Raw genomic sequence first — 17,742 nt, forward strand, 5'->3', positions numbered from 1 at the left:
ATCCGTCCCGCCGCCGGGCAGCGCCCACAGACCGTTGTCAGGGCAGGATGCCGGTCATGACCTGGACCTGGAGAACAGCGGCCGTTCGCGCCGACCGCTACGGTCGGCGCAGCGCGGCGTGGAACGCGGCCCACGCGGTGGGCTTGAGTACGAGGACGGGCCCGGCGGCCCGCTTCGAGTCGCGGACGGCGACGGGCCGCTCGGCTCGTCGGTGAATGGGGGTACCCCGAGCGCGCCGGGGAAGTCGCGCTCCTCGTATCCGAGTTGGCCACCAACGCGCTGATCCACGGCAGCCTGCGCGGGCGGCTCATCCGGGTGCGGGTCGTCCTCACCGGCGCCGCCCTCCGCGTGGAGGTCACCGACCCCCGGGGTGAGCGGCTGCCCGGGATTCGGGAGGCCGGCGGTGACGAGTGCTACGGGCGCGGGCTCCCCCTCGTGGACGGGATCGCGGACCGATGGGGCGTCGAGCCCCACACCGTGGGGAAGACGGTGTTCGCCGAACTCGCGCTACAGGCGCGCCCGCACCGGCCCGGCACGCACCGTCAGGCGGCGGGCCGGACGTCGATGACTCGCCGCCCACGTGTGTGACCCGCCCGACTGTCCGCGTGCGCCTGCGCCGCCTCCGCGAGGGCGTACGACTTCTCGACGGGGATGTGGAGCCGCCCCCGCTCGATCAGGTCCACCGCCTCCGCGAGCGCGTCCGGCACGCTGCCGGCCACGCCGGAGAAGCGGACGCCGAATTCCGGGGCGCCGAGATCCGCGATGGTGATCACCCTGCGCGGATCGCCCGTCAGCGCGACGAGTTCGGGGATCACGCCCGAGCCGGCCAGATCGAGCGCCGCGTCGACGCGGCCGAGCCCCCGTACCCGCTCGACCCAGCCCTCGCCGTACGTCGTGGCGAGCGCGCCCAGCCCGCGCAGGTAGTCCTGATTGGCGGCGCCGCCCGTGCCGATCACCGCGATGCCCCGGTCCCGGGCGATCTGGAGCACTGCTGAACCGACGCCCCCGGACGCCCCGCTCACCAGCAGCGTCTCGCCCGGCCGTACACCGACCTGGTCGATGACGCGCAGGGCGGTCTCCACCACGGACGGATACCCGGCCGCCTCCTCGAACGTCAGCCCCTCGGGCATCCGGGCCCAGGCCGACAGCACGGCGAACTCGGCGTAGGTGTCGGCCCCTTCGCCGAACACGCGGTCGCCGGTCGCCACGCCCTCGACACCCTCACCCACCTCGTCCACGATCCCGGCGGCATCCAGCCCGACGCCGGAGGGCAGCACGGTCGGATGGGCGCCCAGGACCTGGCCCTCACGGACCCTCCAGTCGACGGGGTTCACGCCTGCCGCCCGCACGGCGATACGTATCCGGCCGGGGCCCGCATGGGGCTCCACGGCGTCGATGAGGCGCAGGACATCGGGGCCGCCGAACTCGGCGAAGCTCACTTTCTTCATGCCGGGGACCGTAACACTAACGGTTAGTGTTTTGAAACGGCTACGGATACGTAGCTGCTAGCGTGAGCGCATGACCGTGCAGTCCGGGCGCCGCGAGCGCAAGAAGGCCGCGACCCGCCAGAAGATCGCCGACACCGCGCTGCGGCTCTTCCTGGAACGCGGATACGAGGCGGTGGGCATCCGGGAGATCGCCGCCGAGGCGGACGTGGCCGTCACCACGCTCTTCTCCCACTTCACCTCCAAAGAGGCCCTCGTGTTCGAGCAGGACGCCGACTTCGAGCACCGCCTCGCGCAGGCGGCCACCGACCGCGCACCGGACGAACCGCTCATGCCCGCGCTGCGCCGCGAGATCCACGCGATGGTCCGGCACTGCACGGCGGACGACGCCGCCCCCCTCTGGCGGATGATCGACGGATCGACCGCGCTGCGGGAGTACGAGGAGTCGATGCGGCTGCGGCACGCGGAGTCGCTGGCGACGGCCATCGCCGCCGACCCCCGGCTGTCCCGGACCTCGACGGCCTGCCGGACGATCGCCAGGTTCGTGGTCGACGCGCACGCACTGGCCCGCGAGGCGGCCGATCCGGAGGCCGCGGTGGACGAGATCTTCGGGATGATCGAAGCGGCCTGGGAGGTCACGGGCCCCTGAAGGACCCGGCCGACACACGAACGTGGGGGCCCCGCATCGAGCGGGACCCCCACGGGCACGGAACGTACGCCTCAGCCGCCCTGGCCCGCGCTGCCGATCGGGCCGACCGTCACAGGGTCGCCGGAGCCGTCCGTGACGGGCAGCGAGGGCTTGCCCGGCCAGGGGAGGGTGACCGACTTCGTCTCGTTGGGCGGTGTCACCACCAGGTGGGTGATGCGGACGCCGGTGCCGCCCGTCTCGTTGAGCGGATACGTGACGGAGAAGGCGATCGTCTTCTCGTTCTTGAGGACGTAAGGGTCTCCGGGTGCCCCCTTGCGCTCGGCGGACAGCGTGCCCTCGTTGGTCTTCAGGTCGACGCCCGCGAACCCGGCGATCACGCAGTCCCGGCCGCTGGTGTTCTTCATCTCCACCGCGACGGTCCCCTGCGGATCGCCGTCGATGAAGTTGTCGATCGCCGTGATCTTCAGCCCGTCGGTACGGCACTTGGCGGCCGTGCCGGACTGGTCGGACCCGGCCCCGTCGGCGGTCTCCTTCCCGCCGCCCGAATCCGAACCGCCCGCGTCCGGCGCATCGGTGGACGGGGACGCGGTCGCCACGGACGACGGGTCGGTCTGCGCCGCGGCATCGTCGTCGTTCTGGCAGGCCGTGAGCGAGAGACCCGCGGCGACGGCCAGGGCGGCGAAGGTGATCTTGTGAGAGCGCATCGATTCGTCCTCGGTATCCGTTGACAGTTCCGATCAGCAAGAACCGTCCGGGACGGGGGTGCGTTGCGCCCAACCGGTGTCTCATACACCCTTGTTACAAAGCAGAGGGGCCCGCGCGAACCTCGCGCGGGCCCCTCGTACGGACGACTACGCCCAGGTGATCAGCCGCTTCGGCTGCTCCAGGATCGCGGCGATGTCCGCCAGGAACTTGGAGCCCAGCTCGCCGTCGATCAGCCGGTGGTCGAACGAAAGGGCCAGCGTGGTCACCTGACGGGGCTTCACCTTGCCCTTGTGGACCCACGGCTGGAGCTTGATCGCTCCGACCGCGAGGATCGCGGACTCGCCCGGATTCAGGATCGGCGTACCGGTGTCGACGCCGAAGACGCCCACGTTGGTGATGGTCACCGTGCCGCCCGCCATCGCGGCCGGTGACGTCTTGCCGTCCCGGGCCGTGGCGACCAGCTCGCCCAGGGACGCGGCCAGCTGCGGCAGCGTCTGGTCATGGGCGTCCTTGATGTTCGGGACGATCAGGCCGCGCGGAGTGGCGGCGGCGATGCCCAGGTTCACGTAGTGCTTCTGGACGATCTCCTGGTTCGCCTCGTCCCAGACCGCGTTGACCCCGGGGTTCCGCTTGATCGCGACCAGGAGGGCCTTGGCGATGATGAGGAGCGGATTGACCCGCACCCCCGCCATGTCCTTGTCCTCCTTCAGCTCCGCCACGAGCTTCATCGTGCGCGTGACGTCGACGGTCACGAACTCGGTGACGTGCGGGGCGGTGAACGCGCTGCCCACCATGGCCTGCGCGATGGCCTTGCGGACGCCCTTGACCGGGATACGCGTCTCGCGGGCGCCCTGCTGAGCAGGAACCTCCGCTTCCACGACCACGGGCGCCTCGGACGGAGCCGAAGGAGCCACCGGCTCCGAAGGCGTCGCCGCCGCGTGCACGTCCTCGCGCGTGATGACACCGCCGACACCGGTCGGGGTGACCGTCGCCAGGTCGATGCCCAGGTCCTTCGCGAGCTTGCGGACCGGCGGCTTGGCCAGCGGGCGGGCCTCCGGAATCGCCGCCGTGCCCTGCCCGTTGAGCTCGGCCTGCACGGCGGCGGGGGCGGCCGCCGGGGGCGCGGTCTCGGCGCCCTTGCGGGCCCGGCGCTTCGTGGAGCTCTCGGCCACCCCGTAACCCACCAGGACGGGCTGGCGGCCCTTGGGCGCCTCGGGAGCGGCCTCGGGGGCCGGGGCGGCCTCGGGCTCCTCGGCAACGGGGTCACCCGAACCCGGCGCCACGTCCACCGCGATGATCACCTGGCCCACGTCGACCGTGGTGCCCTCGGGGAAGCGCAGTTCGTGGACGACGCCGTCGAACGGGATCGGCAGCTCGACGGCGGCCTTCGCGGTCTCGACCTCGCAGACGACCTGGCCGTCCGTGACGGTGTCGCCGGGCTGGACGTACCACTTGAGGATCTCGGCCTCGGTCAGTCCCTCGCCCACGTCGGGCATCTTGAACTCACGGAAGCGAGCAGCGTTGGAAGTGTCGGTCATCGTAGTCACGCTCCTCTCTCCTCAGTACGCCAGCGAGCGGTCGACGGCGTCGAGCACCCGGTCCAGACCCGGCAGGTACTCCTCCTCCAGCCGCGCCGGAGGGTACGGGGCGTGGTATCCGCCGACCCGCAGCACGGGCGCCTCCAGGTGGTAGAAGCACCGCTCCGTGAGGCGGGCGGCGATCTCGGCCCCGGAGCCGTAGAAGACGGGTGCCTCGTGGACGACGACCAGGCGGCGGGTCTTCTCGACGGACGCCTGGATGGTGTCGAAGTCGATCGGGGACATCGAGCGCAGGTCCACGACCTCGACCGACTTGCCCTCCTCCTGGGCGGCCGCGGCGGCCTCCAGGCAGACCTTCACCATCGGGCCGTACGCGGCGAGCGTGATGTCCGTGCCGGTGCGGGCGACAGCCGCCGCGTGCAGCGCGCCCGGGATGGACTCGGTGTCGACCTCGCCCTTGTCCCAGTAACGCCGCTTCGGCTCGAAGAAGATGACCGGGTCGTCGCTCTGGACGGCCTGCTGCATCATCCAGTACGCGTCCGACGCGTTGGACGGGGAGACCACCTTCAACCCCGCGACGTGCGCGAACAGCGCCTCGGGGGACTCGCTGTGGTGCTCGACGGCACCGATGCCACCGCCGTACGGGATGCGCACGACGACGGGGAGCTTGATCTTGCCGAGCGCGCGGGCGTGCATCTTCGCGAGCTGCGTGACGATCTGGTCGTACGCGGGGAAGACGAAGCCATCGAACTGGATCTCCACGACGGGCCGGTAGCCGCGCAGGGCGAGGCCGATCGCCGTACCGACGATGCCGGACTCGGCGAGCGGGGTGTCGATGACACGGTCCTCGCCGAAGTCCTTCTGGAGGCCGTCGGTGATCCGGAAGACGCCGCCGAGCTTGCCGACGTCCTCACCCATGATGAGGACCTTCGGGTCGGTGTCGAGGGCCTTGCGCAGCGACTCGTTGAGCGCCTTGGCGAGGGACATCTTTTCCACGGCCATGGTTACTTGCCCTCCTCGGCGAACGAAGCCTGGTAGGCGGCGAACTCGGCGCGCTCCTCGTCGACGAGCGGGTTCCCGTCGGCGTAGGCGTGGTCGAAGATCGCCATCCGGTCCGGGTCGGGCATCGCCCGTACGGCCTCGCGGACGCGCTTGCCGAGGGCCTCGCTCTCCTCGTCCAGGGCGGTGAAGAACGCCTCGTCGGCCGCGCCCTGCTTCTCCAGGTACGTGCGCAGGCGCAGGATCGGGTCCTTCGCCTCCCAGGACGCGCGCTCCTCGTCGGCCCGGTACTTCGTCGGGTCGTCCGAGGTGGTGTGCGCGCCCATGCGGTACGTGAACGCCTCGACCAGGGTCGGGCCCTCGCCGCGCCGGGCCCGCTCCAGGGCGGAGCGCGTGACGGCCAGGCAGGCCAGGACGTCGTTGCCGTCGACCCGGACGCCGGGGAAGCCGAAGCCCTGGGCACGCTGGTAGAGCGGCACCCGGGTCTGCTTCTCGGTGGGCTCGGAGATCGCCCACTGGTTGTTCTGGCAGAAGAAGACGACCGGGGCGTTGTAGACGGCGGAGAAGGTGAACGCCTCCGCGACGTCGCCCTGGCTGGAGGCGCCGTCGCCGAAGTACGCGATCACGGCCGAGTCCGCGCCGTCCTTGGCCACGCCCATGGCGTAACCCGTGGCGTGCAGGGTCTGCGAGCCGATGACGATCGTGTACAGGTGGAAGTTGTTGGTGTTCGGGTCCCAGCCGCCGTGGTTCACACCGCGGAACATCCCGAGCAGATTGGTCGGGTCGACGCCCCGGCACCAGGCCACACCGTGCTCGCGGTAGGTCGGGAAGACGTAGTCGTCGTCGCGCAGGGCCCGGCCGGAACCGATCTGGGCGGCCTCCTGGCCCAGCAGCGAGGCCCACAGGCCCAGCTCGCCCTGGCGCTGGAGGGCGGTGGCCTCCGCGTCGAAGCGACGGGTCAGGACCATGTCCCGGTACAGGCCGCGCAGCTCTTCCGCGCTCAGGTCGATCGAGTAGTCCGGGTGCTCGACCCGCTCGCCCTCGGGCGTCAGCAGCTGTACGAGCTCGGGCGTCGAACCCTCCGGCGTCTTCGCGGGCGTTTTCGCGGCGCTGGTCCGCTTGCTGCTGCGTCGCGGTTTACGCGCGGCAGCAGTGCTCTCCACGGTCACGTGCGTGCTCCTCCGTCGGTCCGGCCCCCGGGGTCTGCCGGGAGACCAGTGCGGCTCGCCTGTGTCCGTACCCGTGCACGGGGTGGGTGCCGCTCGGTCCGGGAAACAGGCGTGACAGGTGCCCCGGCGAGCGCCCTGTCCAAGGCACGTTACCCAGTGCGTCCCGTAACTGCGAAACCCTCCCTGACCTGCGATTTTGCTTGGATATCCAAGTAAATCGAGGAATTCGGGAAGCCTCGCTGGTCACAGCACTGATCACAGCCTCGCAGGCCGCCGGAACAACGGCACGTTATCCCGCCCGGCAGCGGCAGGGAAGGGGTGAGTGTGTGAGACTGCGATTGTGCGCGAAAAAGGAAAAATCACGGTATTTCTACTCGATGATCATGAAGTGGTCCGGCGCGGGGTGCATGAGCTGCTCGCGATGGAGGACGACATCGAGGTGGTCGGCGAGGCCGGTACGGCGGCCGACGCGCTGGTGCGGATTCCGGCGGTCCGCCCCGACGTGGCCGTGCTCGACGTACGGCTGCCGGACGGCAGCGGGGTCGAGGTGTGCCGGGAGATCCGGTCGCAGGACGAGTCCATCCACTGCCTGATGCTCACCTCGTACGCCGATGACGAGGCGCTGTTCGACGCGATCATGGCGGGCGCCTCGGGCTATGTCCTCAAGGCGATCCGGGGCAACGAACTGCTGGCGGCGGTACGGGACGTGGCGGAGGGGAAGTCGCTGCTGGACCCGGTCGCGACCGCCCGCGTGCTGGAGCGGCTGCGCGACGGGAAGCGCGGGCGCGACGACGAGAAGCTGGCGAACCTCACGGACCAGGAGCGCAAGATCCTGGACCTGATCGGCGAGGGGCTGACCAACCGGGTGATCGGCGAACGGCTGCACCTCGCCGAGAAGACGATCAAGAACTACGTGTCCAGCCTGCTGTCCAAGCTGGGCATGGAACGCCGCTCGCAGGCCGCCGCCTACGTGGCCCGGCTCCAGGCCGAGAAGCGCTGAGGGACTTTGGTCCCGGCGAAACGGGGGCCCCGGCCTCTTATACCGCCCACATGCCCTGGCCGACAGTGGAAGGCATGTCCACCGAGGAACTCCACGCGATCGACCTGCTCGGCCGGGTCCCCTACGGCCGGCTGGCGACCAGCATGCGCGCCCTCCCGATGCTGACGGTGGCCCGGCACATCGTCATCGACGGCCGCGTCGTGCTGCGCATGCACAGCGGGCTCGGCCACCACGGCGCCTGCGACGGCGCGGTGGTGGCCTACGGAGCGGACAACTTCAACACCGCCCCGGTGGGCACCGAGGACCTGTGGTCCGTGCAGTTCACCGGGCCCGCACGGGTCGTGGAGCCGACCCCCGCCCAGCGCGAGCGCTTCGGTCCCGCGCCCGTCGAGGTCAACGGCGAGCCGTTCGCCCCTTCGTACCTCTGGCTCGAACCTCACTTCGTCACGGTGCACACTCTGGACTTCCACGCAAGCCGGCAGATCCGCAACGCAGCGTGATCTAACATCTGACGCGTGTCGCGCTCATCTGTCGCCTCCCCGCCGGTTCCGCCGGTCGGCGAGGTGCTTCGCCGCTACCCGGGCGCCGGGGCGCCGCTCAGCTGCACCCCGCTCTCCCAGGGCCTGCTCAACCACGGTTACCGGGTGTCCACCACGCGGGGCTCGTACTTCCTCAAACATCACTCGGACGACAGCACCCGCGAGCGCGCCACCATCGTCCGCCAGCACCGCGCGACCCGCCGCCTCCAGTTACTCGGAGTGCCCGTCGCCCCGCCCGTCCGGGACCGCGACGGCGGGACCGTCACCGAGATCGCCGGCCGCTGCTACGCCCTCCACCCCTGGGTCGACGGCCTGCACCGGGGCGGCGCCCAGCTCACCCTCGCCCAGTCGACACGTCTCGGGACGCTCCTCGGAGCCGTACACACCGGTCTTGAGCAGGTCATGGGCTCCGAACGCGACACGGGGACCGGCGGCGGGCATCCGCCCGGATACGCGAGCCCCGAGGCGGCCGACACCTTCGCGCTGATCGGCGATCTGCTCGCCGCCGCGCGCGGACGCGTCGGCCGGGACGCCTTCGACGAGCTCGCCGAGCACCGGCTGCGCGAGCGGCGCACCCTGCTGGAACGGTACGCCGACCGACGGCCACCCGACCCGGGAGCGCCCGCGACCGGCTGGGTGCACGGCGACTTCCACCCGCTGAACGTGCTCTACCGGGGCGCCGACCCGGTCGCGATCCTGGACTGGGACCGGCTGGCCGTCCAGCCCCGGGCGGAGGAGGCGGTCCGGGCGGCGGCGATCTTCTTCGTGCAGCCGGCCGGCGCGCTGGACCTGGCGAAGGTACGCGCCTACGCCCGGGCCTACCGGCGGGCGGCCGGGGCGGACCCGGCGGAGCTGGCGGCGGCGGTGCACCGGGTCTGGTGGGAGCGGCTCAACGACTTCTGGATACTGCGCTGGCGCTACTGCCTGGACGACCGCAGGGCCGACCCGCAGTTCCCCGCGGTGTCGGCCCTGGCGGTCTGGTGGACCCGTGAGTACGAGGCGGTGCGCGCGGCCTTCACGGGGTGAGGGGGCTCAGTTGCCCGTGCCCGTGCCCGCCGTGCCCGCCGTCGTACCGGCGGTCGTGCCCGCCGCGGCACCGCCCGGGGCGCCCTCCGAACCCTCGGCCGCGCCTTCGCTGGCCCCGGCGTCGGTGCCCTCGCTCGTGCCGGTGTTGCCGCCCTCGCTGGTGCCGGTGTTGCCGCCCTCGGTGGTCGTACCGGTGTCGCCGGTGTTGCCCGAACCGCCGTTGCCGGAACCGTTGCTGCCGTTTCCGCCGGAGCCGTTGCCGCCGTCACCGCCGTCCGCGCCGCCGTTGTCCGATCCGCCCGTGCCCGGCTGGGGCGAGGAGGCGCTCGGGGACTCGGCGGTCTCGCTCGGCGTGGGCGACGGCGACCAGGTGTCGTCGTCCCAGCCACCGCCGGTGCTGTCGCCCGGCTGCTGGGTGTCGTCCTGGGTGTCGTCGGGGGTCGGGGTGGGCGACTCCTCCGTGGGCGTGGGCTTGCTGGAGGTCTCGGTGGGCTGCTTCTCGTGCTTCTGGCCGCTCCCGTTCGCCGCGTTGAGCGCGATGGCCACGCCCGCGCCGATCGCGATCAGGGCGAGCACGACGAACAGCCACAGCTTGCCGCGGCCACCGCCGCCCTGCCGGGTGCTGCCGCCGTCGTATCCCCCGTCGTCCGGGTTCATCGGCGGCAGGATCGGCGCCTGCGAGGTGTCCCCGTGCTGCGGGTAGCCGCCCATGGCGCGGGTGGCGCCGGTCATGCCGCCGGGCGGAGTGCCCGCGCCCTCGTTCAGGACGACCGGGCCGGTGTTCCACGTACCGGTGTGGCCGCCCTGCACCTGGAGCATCTGCAGGCCGTACTGGACCAGGCCGCGCATCTCCTCGGCGCTCTGGAAGCGGTCGTCCGGGTCCTTCGCCAGCGAGCGCATGACGAGCCCGTCCAGCTCCGGCGGCACCGAGTCCAGGATGTTCGACGGCGGGACCGGGGTGTCCTGCACGTGCTGGTACACCACGGAGAGCGGCGTCTCGCCCGTGAACGGGGGCCGCAGCGCCAGCAGTTCGTACAGCAGGCAGCCGGTGGCGTACAGGTCGGAGCGGTGGTCGACGGCCTTGCCGAGCGCCTGCTCGGGGGAGAGGTACTGCGGCGTGCCCATGACCATGCCGGTCTGCGTCATCGTGGACTGCGCGCCGTGCAGCGCGCGGGCGATGCCGAAGTCCATCACCTTGACCGCACCGGAGTTGGTGATGATCACGTTGGCGGGCTTGATGTCGCGGTGCACGATGCCGTGCTGGTGCGAGTAGGCCAGCGCCTCAAGGACCCCGGAGACGATGATCAGCGCCTGCTCCGGCGGCGGGGCCTCGGCGCTGATCAGCAGGTCGCGGATGGTGCGGCCCTCGACCAGCTCCATCACGATGTACGGGACGGTCTGCCCGGCGACGGTGTCCTCGCCGGAGTCGTACACGGCGACGACCGCGTGGTGGTTGAGCCCGGCGACCGACTGCGCCTCGCGCGTGAAGCGGGCCTTGGAGACCGGGTCCTCGGCGAGGTCGGAGCGCAGCAGCTTCACCGCGACCGTGCGCCCGAGCCGGACGTCCTCCGCCGCGAACACCTCGGCCATGCCGCCCCGGCCGAGCCGGTGGGTCAGCCGGTACCGTCCGTCGCCGACGACCCCGCCGATGCCCCAGGAATCGGTGCCATCCGGAACGCCGCCGCCGTTTGCTTCGGGTTCGGGTGCCATCAGTCCTCGCCGTCGTATCTGTCCGCGTCCGTCCGCGCGTCCGCGCGCCCGCGGGGTCTCACGGTGCCTTGCTGCGTCGCCGGCTGCGCTGCCGGCCGCATTGCCCCGTCACGCTACAGCCTCGATGGGACAAGCCGATTCGGCGCCGGACCGGCCATCCAATCGGCTGGCGCGCCGCCGACGCAAATTCCATGCTGATCCTGTAACGCTTCCGAGACGCTTCCAGCGCGTACGGTCACGGAACGGGCACCCGGCTTGACGTGTCGTACCCCTACGGCAGACTTGGCCGGTAATTACGGATGATCGCGTGAGTCGCGCGCCGAGTTCCCGGGAGTCGCGCGCCGAGGGGGAAGCAAGTCATGAGCCACGACGGCGGACACGGTTCGCAGGGTCGTTACGCGGGCGGGTCCGTCGCCGGCGGCCGCTACCAGCTGCGCGACCTGCTCGGCGAAGGCGGGATGGCGTCCGTATACCTGGCGTACGACTCCGCCCTCGACCGACAGGTCGCCATCAAGACACTCCACACCGAGCTGGGCCGCGAGCAGTCGTTCCGCGAGCGCTTCCGCCGCGAGGCCCAGGCCGTGGCCAAGCTCCAGCACACCAACATCGTCTCGGTGTTCGACACGGGCGAGGACGAGCTCGGCGGCGCGCTGATGCCGTACATCGTCATGGAGTACGTCGAGGGGCAGCCGCTCGGCTCCGTCCTCGCGGCGGACATCCGCTCCCAGGGCGCCATGCCCGCCGACAAGGCGCTCAAGGTGACCTCGGACGTGCTGGCCGCGCTCGACACCAGCCACGAGATGGGCCTGGTGCACCGCGACATCAAGCCGGGCAACGTCATGGTGACCAAGCGCGGCGTCGTGAAGGTCATGGACTTCGGCATCGCCCGCGCCATGCAGTCGGGCGTGACGTCGATGACGCAGACCGGCATGGTCGTCGGCACCCCGCAGTACCTCTCCCCCGAGCAGGCCCTCGGCCGCGGCGTCGACGCGCGCTCCGACCTGTACTCGGTCGGCATCATGCTCTTCCAGCTGCTGACCGGGCGCCTCCCCTTCGACGCGGACTCCCCGCTCGCCATCGCGTACGCGCATGTGCAGGAGGAGCCGGTCGCCCCGTCCACGATCAACCGGTCGCTGACGCCCGCGATGGACGCCCTCGTCGCCCGCGCGCTCAAGAAGAACCCGAACGAGCGCTTCCCGAGCGCGGCGGCCATGCAGGACGAGATCGCCCGCGTGCTGAGCGCGAGCGGTCACACCGGCGCCCCGGTGATCGTCGGCGACGGCAGCATGCCGGCCAACAGCGGCTCGGGCGTCGGCTCGGCGGTCTTCCCGCCCGTCGACCAGTCCGCGCCGGCCCCGCACAGCGTCCAGACGCCGTACCAGCCGGGCCCGTACCAGTCCCCCGGCCCGTACGGCCCGGCGACGCCGGCCCCGGCCACCAACCCGTCGTACGGCTACCCGCAGACGGGCGCCCCGGCCTACCAGAGCCCGGCGCCGCTTCAGCACCAGACGCCCTCGCCGTACACGGTGTCCCCGCAGACGACGACGTCCCCGGCCTCGGGCGGCGGCTCCAAGCGGAACATGCCGGTGATCATCGGCTCGATCGTCGTCGCGCTGGTCGCGATCGGCGGCCTGATCACGGTCATCGCGATGAACGGCGACGACAAGGGCGGCGCGGACGCCAAGGCCACCGAGTCCCCGGCCGGCGATCACCGCGATCCGGAGCGGAACCGGACGATCGAGACCGATAAGTGCACGGACGCGACGGAGGACATCGACGACCCGAACAAGGTCGACGCCCCGAACTTCATGTACAAGGACCTCCTCTCGGTGCGCGCCTGCGCGGACGCGGCGGGCTGGACGCTCAAGGTGAAGAAGGTCCCGGGCAACGCGTACGCGGAGGACCAGGTCGTCAACCAGTTCCCGTCGTCCGGGGCCGCGGTGTCGGAGACCGGCGCCCACTTCGAGCTGGAGGTCGCCACGGGGGACCCCGCCTAGGGCCTGTCGCCCTAGTCCCCGCGTCCGGTCACCCCGTCCTCGGGCGGGAGCCATCCGTACGCCTCATCTGAGATGCCGGTCGTGCCGTCGCGTGTGACGGTGACCGCATGGCTTCGGGACGGCTCCGCGCGCGCTCCTCCCGGGGCGTGGCCTGCCTGGCGCTGACGGCGGCCGCGTCCCTGGGGGCGGCGGCGCCGGATGCCTCGTCTTCGTCCTCCGCTTCTGCTTCTTCTCCGTCTTCTGCTTCCTCTCCGTCTTCCGCTTCTCCTTCGCCGAGCGCGTCCCGTCCCGTGGACGCGCAGTCTCCGCTTGCCGGGTGGCCCGCCGGGGCGGGGCGGCAGCGGCCCGGGCGCTCGGCCGCCGAGGTGGCGCGGCAGGACGCGCTGGAGGACCGGCAGCCGCGGCCCTCGCCCTCCGAATCCGCCGCCGTGCCGGTCTTCACCCCCGACCCGGCCGACTTCCGCGACCCTCCGCCCGAGGGCCGGCAGGCCTTGAGCGGGACGACCGTGCGGCGCTTCCAGCAGCTGTCGCTCGGCGCGGGAATCGCCCTGGTCGGGCTGGGTCTCGGCTTCCTCTCCCTGCGGATGCGCCGGGCCCGCTGACGTACGGCCCTCCTTCCGAACCGCCGCCGCGGAGACTTGCGGTGATCAACATACTCGGTATACATACTCGGTATGTCGATCCGTCACGGGCTCCTCGCCCTCCTGGAGCGCGGGCCGCGTTACGGCTCCCAGCTCCGCACCGAATTCGAGTCGCGCACCGGCTCCACCTGGCCGCTGAACGTCGGGCAGGTGTACACGACGCTGAGCAGGCTGGAGCGCGACGGCCTGGTCGCCCAGGACGGCGAGGACGACCAGGGCCACGCCCTCTACTCGATCAGCGACGCCGGGCGCACCGAACTGCGTGCCTGGTTCGAGACGCCGGTCGACCGCAGCAACCCGCCCCGTGACGAGCTGGCCATCAAGCTGGCCATGGCGGTCGGGGCGCCCGGCGTCGACATCAAGGCCGTCATCCAGGCCCAGCGCCACCACACGGTGAAGGCCATGCAGGACTACACCCGCCTCAAGGCGCGGTCCCTCGCCCAGGCACCCGCCAACCGCGACGAGGTGGCGTGGCTGCTCGTCGTGGAGCAGCTGATCTTCCAGGCCGAGGCCGAGGCGCGCTGGCTGGACCACTGCGAGGCCCGGCTGATCCGGCTCGCCGAGGCCGCCGCCACGGAGCCGGAGGAGGGCCCGTCCCCGGGCCCGGCCGCCCGCACCGCCGCCCGGCCGTCCGCCCGGTCCCGCACGCGCCGCTGAATCCGGCGCCCTCCACATCCACCGTTCCGAGAGGGAATCATGTCCCTGCACGTCCCGTCTCCGTCCGCCCCGGCCCTGCCGGTGGACGCACCGGTGCTCGAACTCCGCTCGCTCACCCGCACCCACGGCACCGGCATCGCCGAGGTGCAGGCGCTGCGCGGCATCAGCCTGTCGGTGCACGCCGGTGAGCTCGTCGCCGTCATGGGCCCGTCCGGCTCCGGCAAGTCCACCCTGCTCACCCTCGCCGGCGGTCTCGACACCGCGAGCGGCGGCCAGGTGATCATCGAGGGCCAGGACATCTCCGCGCTCGGCCGCAAGGGGCTCGCCGCCCTGCGCCGCCGCAGCGTCGGCTATGTCTTCCAGGACTACAACCTGATCCCCGCCCTGACCGCCGCCGAGAACATCGCCCTGCCCCGCGAGCTCGACGGCGTCTCGGTCCGCAAGGCCCGCAAGGAGGCCCGCGCCGCGCTGGAGGAGATGAACCTCCTGGAGATCGCGGACCGCTTCCCGGACGAGATGTCCGGCGGCCAGCAGCAGCGCGTCGCCATCGCCCGCGCGCTGGTGGGCGACCGGCGCCTGGTCCTCGCCGACGAGCCGACCGGGGCGCTCGACTCGGAGACCGGCGAGGCCGTCCTCGCGCTCCTGCGCAACCGCTGCGACCAGGGCGCTGCGGGGGTGATGGTCACGCACGAACCGCGGTACGCGGCCTGGGCGGACCGGGTCGTCTTCCTGCGGGACGGTTCGATCGTGGACCAGACGCTGACGGCCGGGGCCGATTCGCTGCTGGCCGCCGGGGGAGCCGAGTGAGCGTCTTCACGGGGTGGCGCGCCGCCCTCCGGATAGCCCGCCGTGACGCCCTCCGGGCCAAGGGCCGCAGCGCCCTGGTGGTCGCGATGATCGCGCTGCCGGTCCTCGGGGTGACGGCCGCCGACATCACGTACCGCAGCGCGGAGCTGAGCCCGGCCGAGCGGCTGACGGCCGAGATCGGCGCGGCCGACGCGGTGTACAGCGACGTCGGCCTGGGTCCGATCCAGCAGATGCCCGACGGCACCATGTACGACCGGGCGAGCGGCAAGGAGCCCTCCGAGGAGCCGAAGCCTGTCGACCTGCGCGCCGTGTTCCCGAAGGGCGTACGGGCGGTCAGCGAGCAGTCCGTGTCCGCGACCGTCACCACCTCGTACGGCATCGCGAGCACCGAGATCACCGAGTTCAGGACCTCGGACCGGATGGCCCGGGGGCGGATCGACCTCGTCGGGGGCGCGTTCCCGCGCTCCGCGGGCGAGCTGGTGGCCACCGAGGCGTTCCTGGAGTCGGCGGGCCTGCGTGTGGGCTCCGACGTCACGGTGACGACCTCCGGCAAGAAGTACACGATCACCGGTGCGGTGGAGCTTCCCGCCGACCTGGAGGCGAAGGCGCTGTACGCGGAACCGGGCGCGGTGATCGCCCCCTGGGCGGCCCTGGCCGCACGCGACAAGAAGGTGCCGACGCCCCAGCCGGGCGAGACGCGGTGGCTGGTCGAGGGGCCCGGGAAGGCCGGGATCGTCTGGCAGGACGTGCTGGCCGCCAACAAGGCCGGTGCCCTCGTCACCTCCCGGCAGGTCTTCGAGAACCCGCCGCCCGACTCCGAGATCCCGCTGCTGCGGACGGACCCGCAGTACGCCAACGACCGCACCTACACCTCCGACGAGACCAGCACCGCCCTGATCACCGTCGTCGCGATGGCGCTCCTGGAGGTCGTGCTGCTGGCCGGACCCGCGTTCGCCGTCGGCGCCCGGCGGTCCCGGCGCCAGCTGGGCCTGCTCGGCACCTGCGGCGGTGACCGCAGCCAGGTCCGCGCCGTGGTCCTCGGGGGCGGTCTCGTCCTCGGCGGCGTCGGCGCGGTCGCCGGTGTCGTGACCGGCCTGGTGCTGACGGTGGTGTTCCGGCCGCTGATCGAGGGCTGGGCCGGTCACCGCTTCGGCTCCCTCGCACTGCACCCGGCCGAACTCCTGGTCATCGCCGTGCTCGGTCTGGTCACCGGCCTGCTGGCGGCCTTCGCCCCGGCGATCGCGGCCGGCCGGCAGTCGGTGCTGGAGTCGCTGACCGGCCGGCGCGGGGTGCGCCGCAGCTCCCGGGTGCTGCCGGTCACGGGCGCCTGCGTGCTCGCGCTCGGCGTGCTGATCGCCGTGTACGGGGGCACCGGCGGCAACTCCATGCTGGTCGCCGGCGGCTCGGTCGTCGCCGAGCTGGGCCTGCTGGCCTGCATCCCGGTCATCGTCGGGCTGCTGGGCCGGCTCGGGCGCAGGCTTCCGCTCTCGCCCCGGATGGCGCTGCGGGACGCGGCCCGCAACCGGGGCCGCACCGCTCCGGCGGTGGCCGCCGTCATGGCCGCGGTCGCGGGCTCCGTCGCCATCGCGACGTACATGTCCAGCAGCCTGGCCGAGTCCGACTACTCCTACATGCCGATGCTGACCAAGGGCACGATCGCCCTGAGTGCCAACGACGCCGAGGCCGCCGAGCGGCTTCCGGCGGCCCGTGCCGCCGTCGAGCACGACATGGCGGTGACCGGCCGCCGGGCCGACATCTCCCGGGTCTGGGCGGGCAGCGACTGCAGCGTCTACTACGAGGAGGACGAGAGCGGCTGCGGCTCCCTCGCGCTGGTCAAGCCGGCCGGCAAGGGCCACACCTGCCCGCTCGACACCAAGGGCGCCAAGGAGCTGGCCGCCCGGCTCTCCGCCGACGAGCACCGCGCGATGATGCGGACCCCCGCCTGTGTGGACGTCCACAACTCCACCGGGTCCTTCAGCTACGACTCCGACAACATCGTCGTCGGTGACGCGGCGCTGCTCGACACGTACGTGAAGCTGGACGACCCGGCGGCGGCCGCCGCGCTGAAGGCCGGCACCCCGGTCCTGCTCAACGAGGCGTACGCGGAGAACGGCGAGGTCACCCTCAAGGCCGTCCACACGTACAACGCCAAGGACAAGAAGAACCGCAAGCTGCACCCCGGGCCCGCCCGGAAGACGACGGACCGGCTGAAGGTGTACATCGCGAAGGCCGAGTACGCCACGACGCCCGGCATCCGCATGATCCTCCCGCAGCGCACCGCCGAACGCCTCGGCCTGCACACGAAGCCGTTCGGCAGTGTGTACGCCGTCGGCCACGAGCCCACGGACGCGGAGAACCAGCGGGTCACCGCGGCCATCGACCAGGCCGGGGGCGGTCTCTGGGTGCAGAGCAACTCCGGGCCCAACGACCGGGGCAGCACGATCCTGCTGATCCTCACCCTGTTCGCCGGGGTGGTGACGGTGGGCGCGGCCGCGATCACGACCGGTCTGGCCAAGGCGGACGCGGAGGCCGACCTCACCACGCTCAGCGCGATCGGCGCGGCCCCGCGCGTGCGGCGGTCGCTCTCCGGATTCCAGTGCCTGGTGGTGGCGCTGACCGGGGTGCTGCTCGGGACGGCGGCGGGTCTGGTGCCCGCGGTGGCCCTGCGGCTGGTCGATCTGCGCGAGGCGATGGAGTACATGCGGGAGGACCCCATGGAGTCCGCGTACACGCCGATCGTGCTGCCCTGGGCGACCATCGGCCTGCTGGCCGTGGCGGTCCCGCTGCTGGCGGGCGGCCTCGCGGCGGTCTTCACCCGTTCGCGGGTGGCCCTGGCGAGGCGGGCCGGCTGAGCCGTAGG

At 72.0% G+C, this 17,742-nt stretch carries 16 protein-coding genes and 1 pseudogene; 10 read left to right on the plus strand and 7 right to left on the minus strand.

What is annotated here, in order from left to right; genetic code table 11:
- Nucleotides 1-97: 97 nt before the first annotated feature.
- A complete protein-coding gene (locus tag OHS17_RS16270) occupies nucleotides 98-259 on the minus strand; it encodes a DUF397 domain-containing protein (protein WP_330315272.1) in 162 nt (53 codons plus the stop codon).
- On the opposite strand from OHS17_RS16270, the pseudogene OHS17_RS16275 reads away from it, so the two are divergent.
- Nucleotides 250-588, plus strand: a pseudogene (locus OHS17_RS16275) (ATP-binding protein); the annotation flags it as partial. The gene OHS17_RS16270 and the pseudogene OHS17_RS16275 overlap by 10 nt on opposite strands.
- On the opposite strand, the gene OHS17_RS16280 reads toward OHS17_RS16275, so the two are convergent.
- A complete protein-coding gene (locus tag OHS17_RS16280) occupies nucleotides 543-1,448 on the minus strand; it encodes an NADP-dependent oxidoreductase (protein ID WP_330312767.1) in 906 nt (301 codons plus the stop codon). The pseudogene OHS17_RS16275 and the gene OHS17_RS16280 overlap by 46 nt on opposite strands.
- Nucleotides 1,449-1,518: 70 nt before the next feature.
- On the opposite strand from OHS17_RS16280, the gene OHS17_RS16285 reads away from it, so the two are divergent.
- Nucleotides 1,519-2,094, plus strand: a complete 576-nt coding sequence (locus tag OHS17_RS16285; protein ID WP_330312768.1) for a TetR/AcrR family transcriptional regulator — start codon at nucleotides 1,519-1,521, stop codon at nucleotides 2,092-2,094.
- Nucleotides 2,095-2,165: 71 nt separating this feature from the next.
- On the opposite strand, the gene OHS17_RS16290 is transcribed toward OHS17_RS16285, so the two are convergent.
- The 4 genes from OHS17_RS16290 to pdhA form a co-directional block, all read right to left on the minus strand.
- A complete protein-coding gene (locus tag OHS17_RS16290) occupies nucleotides 2,166-2,798 on the minus strand; it encodes a DUF4232 domain-containing protein (RefSeq protein WP_330312769.1) in 633 nt (210 codons plus the stop codon).
- Nucleotides 2,799-2,945: 147 nt separating this feature from the next.
- Entirely contained in the window at nucleotides 2,946-4,346 is a 1,401-nt protein-coding gene (locus tag OHS17_RS16295) for a dihydrolipoamide acetyltransferase family protein (protein ID WP_330312770.1), read from the minus strand.
- Between the two features lie 12 nt (nucleotides 4,347-4,358).
- Nucleotides 4,359-5,339, minus strand: a complete 981-nt coding sequence (locus OHS17_RS16300) for an alpha-ketoacid dehydrogenase subunit beta (protein ID WP_330312771.1) — start codon at nucleotides 5,337-5,339, stop codon at nucleotides 4,359-4,361.
- 2 nt (nucleotides 5,340-5,341) lie between these two features.
- Nucleotides 5,342-6,505, minus strand: a complete 1,164-nt coding sequence (gene pdhA, locus OHS17_RS16305; protein ID WP_330312772.1) for a pyruvate dehydrogenase (acetyl-transferring) E1 component subunit alpha — start codon at nucleotides 6,503-6,505, stop codon at nucleotides 5,342-5,344.
- A 340-nt stretch (nucleotides 6,506-6,845) separates the two neighbouring features.
- Between pdhA and OHS17_RS16310 the strand changes: the two genes are divergently transcribed.
- The 3 genes from OHS17_RS16310 (at nucleotide 6,846) to OHS17_RS16320 (ending at nucleotide 9,070) form a co-directional block, all read left to right on the plus strand.
- The gene (locus tag OHS17_RS16310) at nucleotides 6,846-7,505 is read left to right on the plus strand and encodes a response regulator transcription factor (protein ID WP_330312773.1); all 660 of its coding nucleotides are present in this window, start codon (nucleotides 6,846-6,848) and stop codon (nucleotides 7,503-7,505) included.
- Nucleotides 7,506-7,579: 74 nt separating this feature from the next.
- Nucleotides 7,580-8,005 (plus strand): pyridoxamine 5'-phosphate oxidase family protein, encoded by a 426-nt coding sequence (locus OHS17_RS16315; protein WP_018101956.1) that lies wholly within the window; start codon nucleotides 7,580-7,582, stop codon nucleotides 8,003-8,005.
- A gap of 63 nt (nucleotides 8,006-8,068) precedes the next feature.
- Nucleotides 8,069-9,070, plus strand: coding sequence for a phosphotransferase (locus OHS17_RS16320; RefSeq protein WP_330315273.1), 1,002 nt, complete (start codon nucleotides 8,069-8,071; stop codon nucleotides 9,068-9,070).
- 6 nt (nucleotides 9,071-9,076) lie between these two features.
- On the opposite strand, the gene OHS17_RS16325 is transcribed toward OHS17_RS16320, so the two are convergent.
- Nucleotides 9,077-10,780, minus strand: a complete 1,704-nt coding sequence (locus OHS17_RS16325; protein WP_330312774.1) for a protein kinase domain-containing protein — start codon at nucleotides 10,778-10,780, stop codon at nucleotides 9,077-9,079.
- A gap of 359 nt (nucleotides 10,781-11,139) precedes the next feature.
- Between OHS17_RS16325 and OHS17_RS16330 the strand changes: the two genes are divergently transcribed.
- The 5 genes from OHS17_RS16330 (at nucleotide 11,140) to OHS17_RS16350 (ending at nucleotide 17,734) form a co-directional block, all read left to right on the plus strand.
- On the plus strand, nucleotides 11,140-12,777 hold the full coding sequence (locus OHS17_RS16330) for a protein kinase domain-containing protein (protein ID WP_330312775.1): 1,638 nt from the start codon (nucleotides 11,140-11,142) through the stop codon (nucleotides 12,775-12,777).
- Nucleotides 12,778-13,067: 290 nt separating this feature from the next.
- The gene (locus OHS17_RS16335) at nucleotides 13,068-13,379 is read left to right on the plus strand and encodes a hypothetical protein (RefSeq protein WP_330312776.1); all 312 of its coding nucleotides are present in this window, start codon (nucleotides 13,068-13,070) and stop codon (nucleotides 13,377-13,379) included.
- A gap of 72 nt (nucleotides 13,380-13,451) precedes the next feature.
- Nucleotides 13,452-14,075: a PadR family transcriptional regulator gene (locus OHS17_RS16340; protein ID WP_330312777.1), complete on the plus strand. Its 624-nt coding sequence runs from the start codon at nucleotides 13,452-13,454 to the stop codon at nucleotides 14,073-14,075.
- 39 nt (nucleotides 14,076-14,114) lie between these two features.
- Nucleotides 14,115-14,882, plus strand: a complete 768-nt coding sequence (locus tag OHS17_RS16345) for an ABC transporter ATP-binding protein (RefSeq protein ID WP_161212308.1) — start codon at nucleotides 14,115-14,117, stop codon at nucleotides 14,880-14,882.
- Complete coding sequence (locus tag OHS17_RS16350) at nucleotides 14,879-17,734, plus strand: FtsX-like permease family protein (RefSeq protein ID WP_330312778.1); 2,856 nt, start codon at nucleotides 14,879-14,881, stop codon at nucleotides 17,732-17,734. Before OHS17_RS16345 ends, OHS17_RS16350 begins: the two co-directional genes overlap by 4 nt.
- Nucleotides 17,735-17,742 lie beyond the last annotated feature (8 nt).

This window comes from Streptomyces sp. NBC_00523, from assembly GCF_036346615.1.
Taxonomy (GTDB): Bacteria; Actinomycetota; Actinomycetes; order Streptomycetales; family Streptomycetaceae; genus Streptomyces.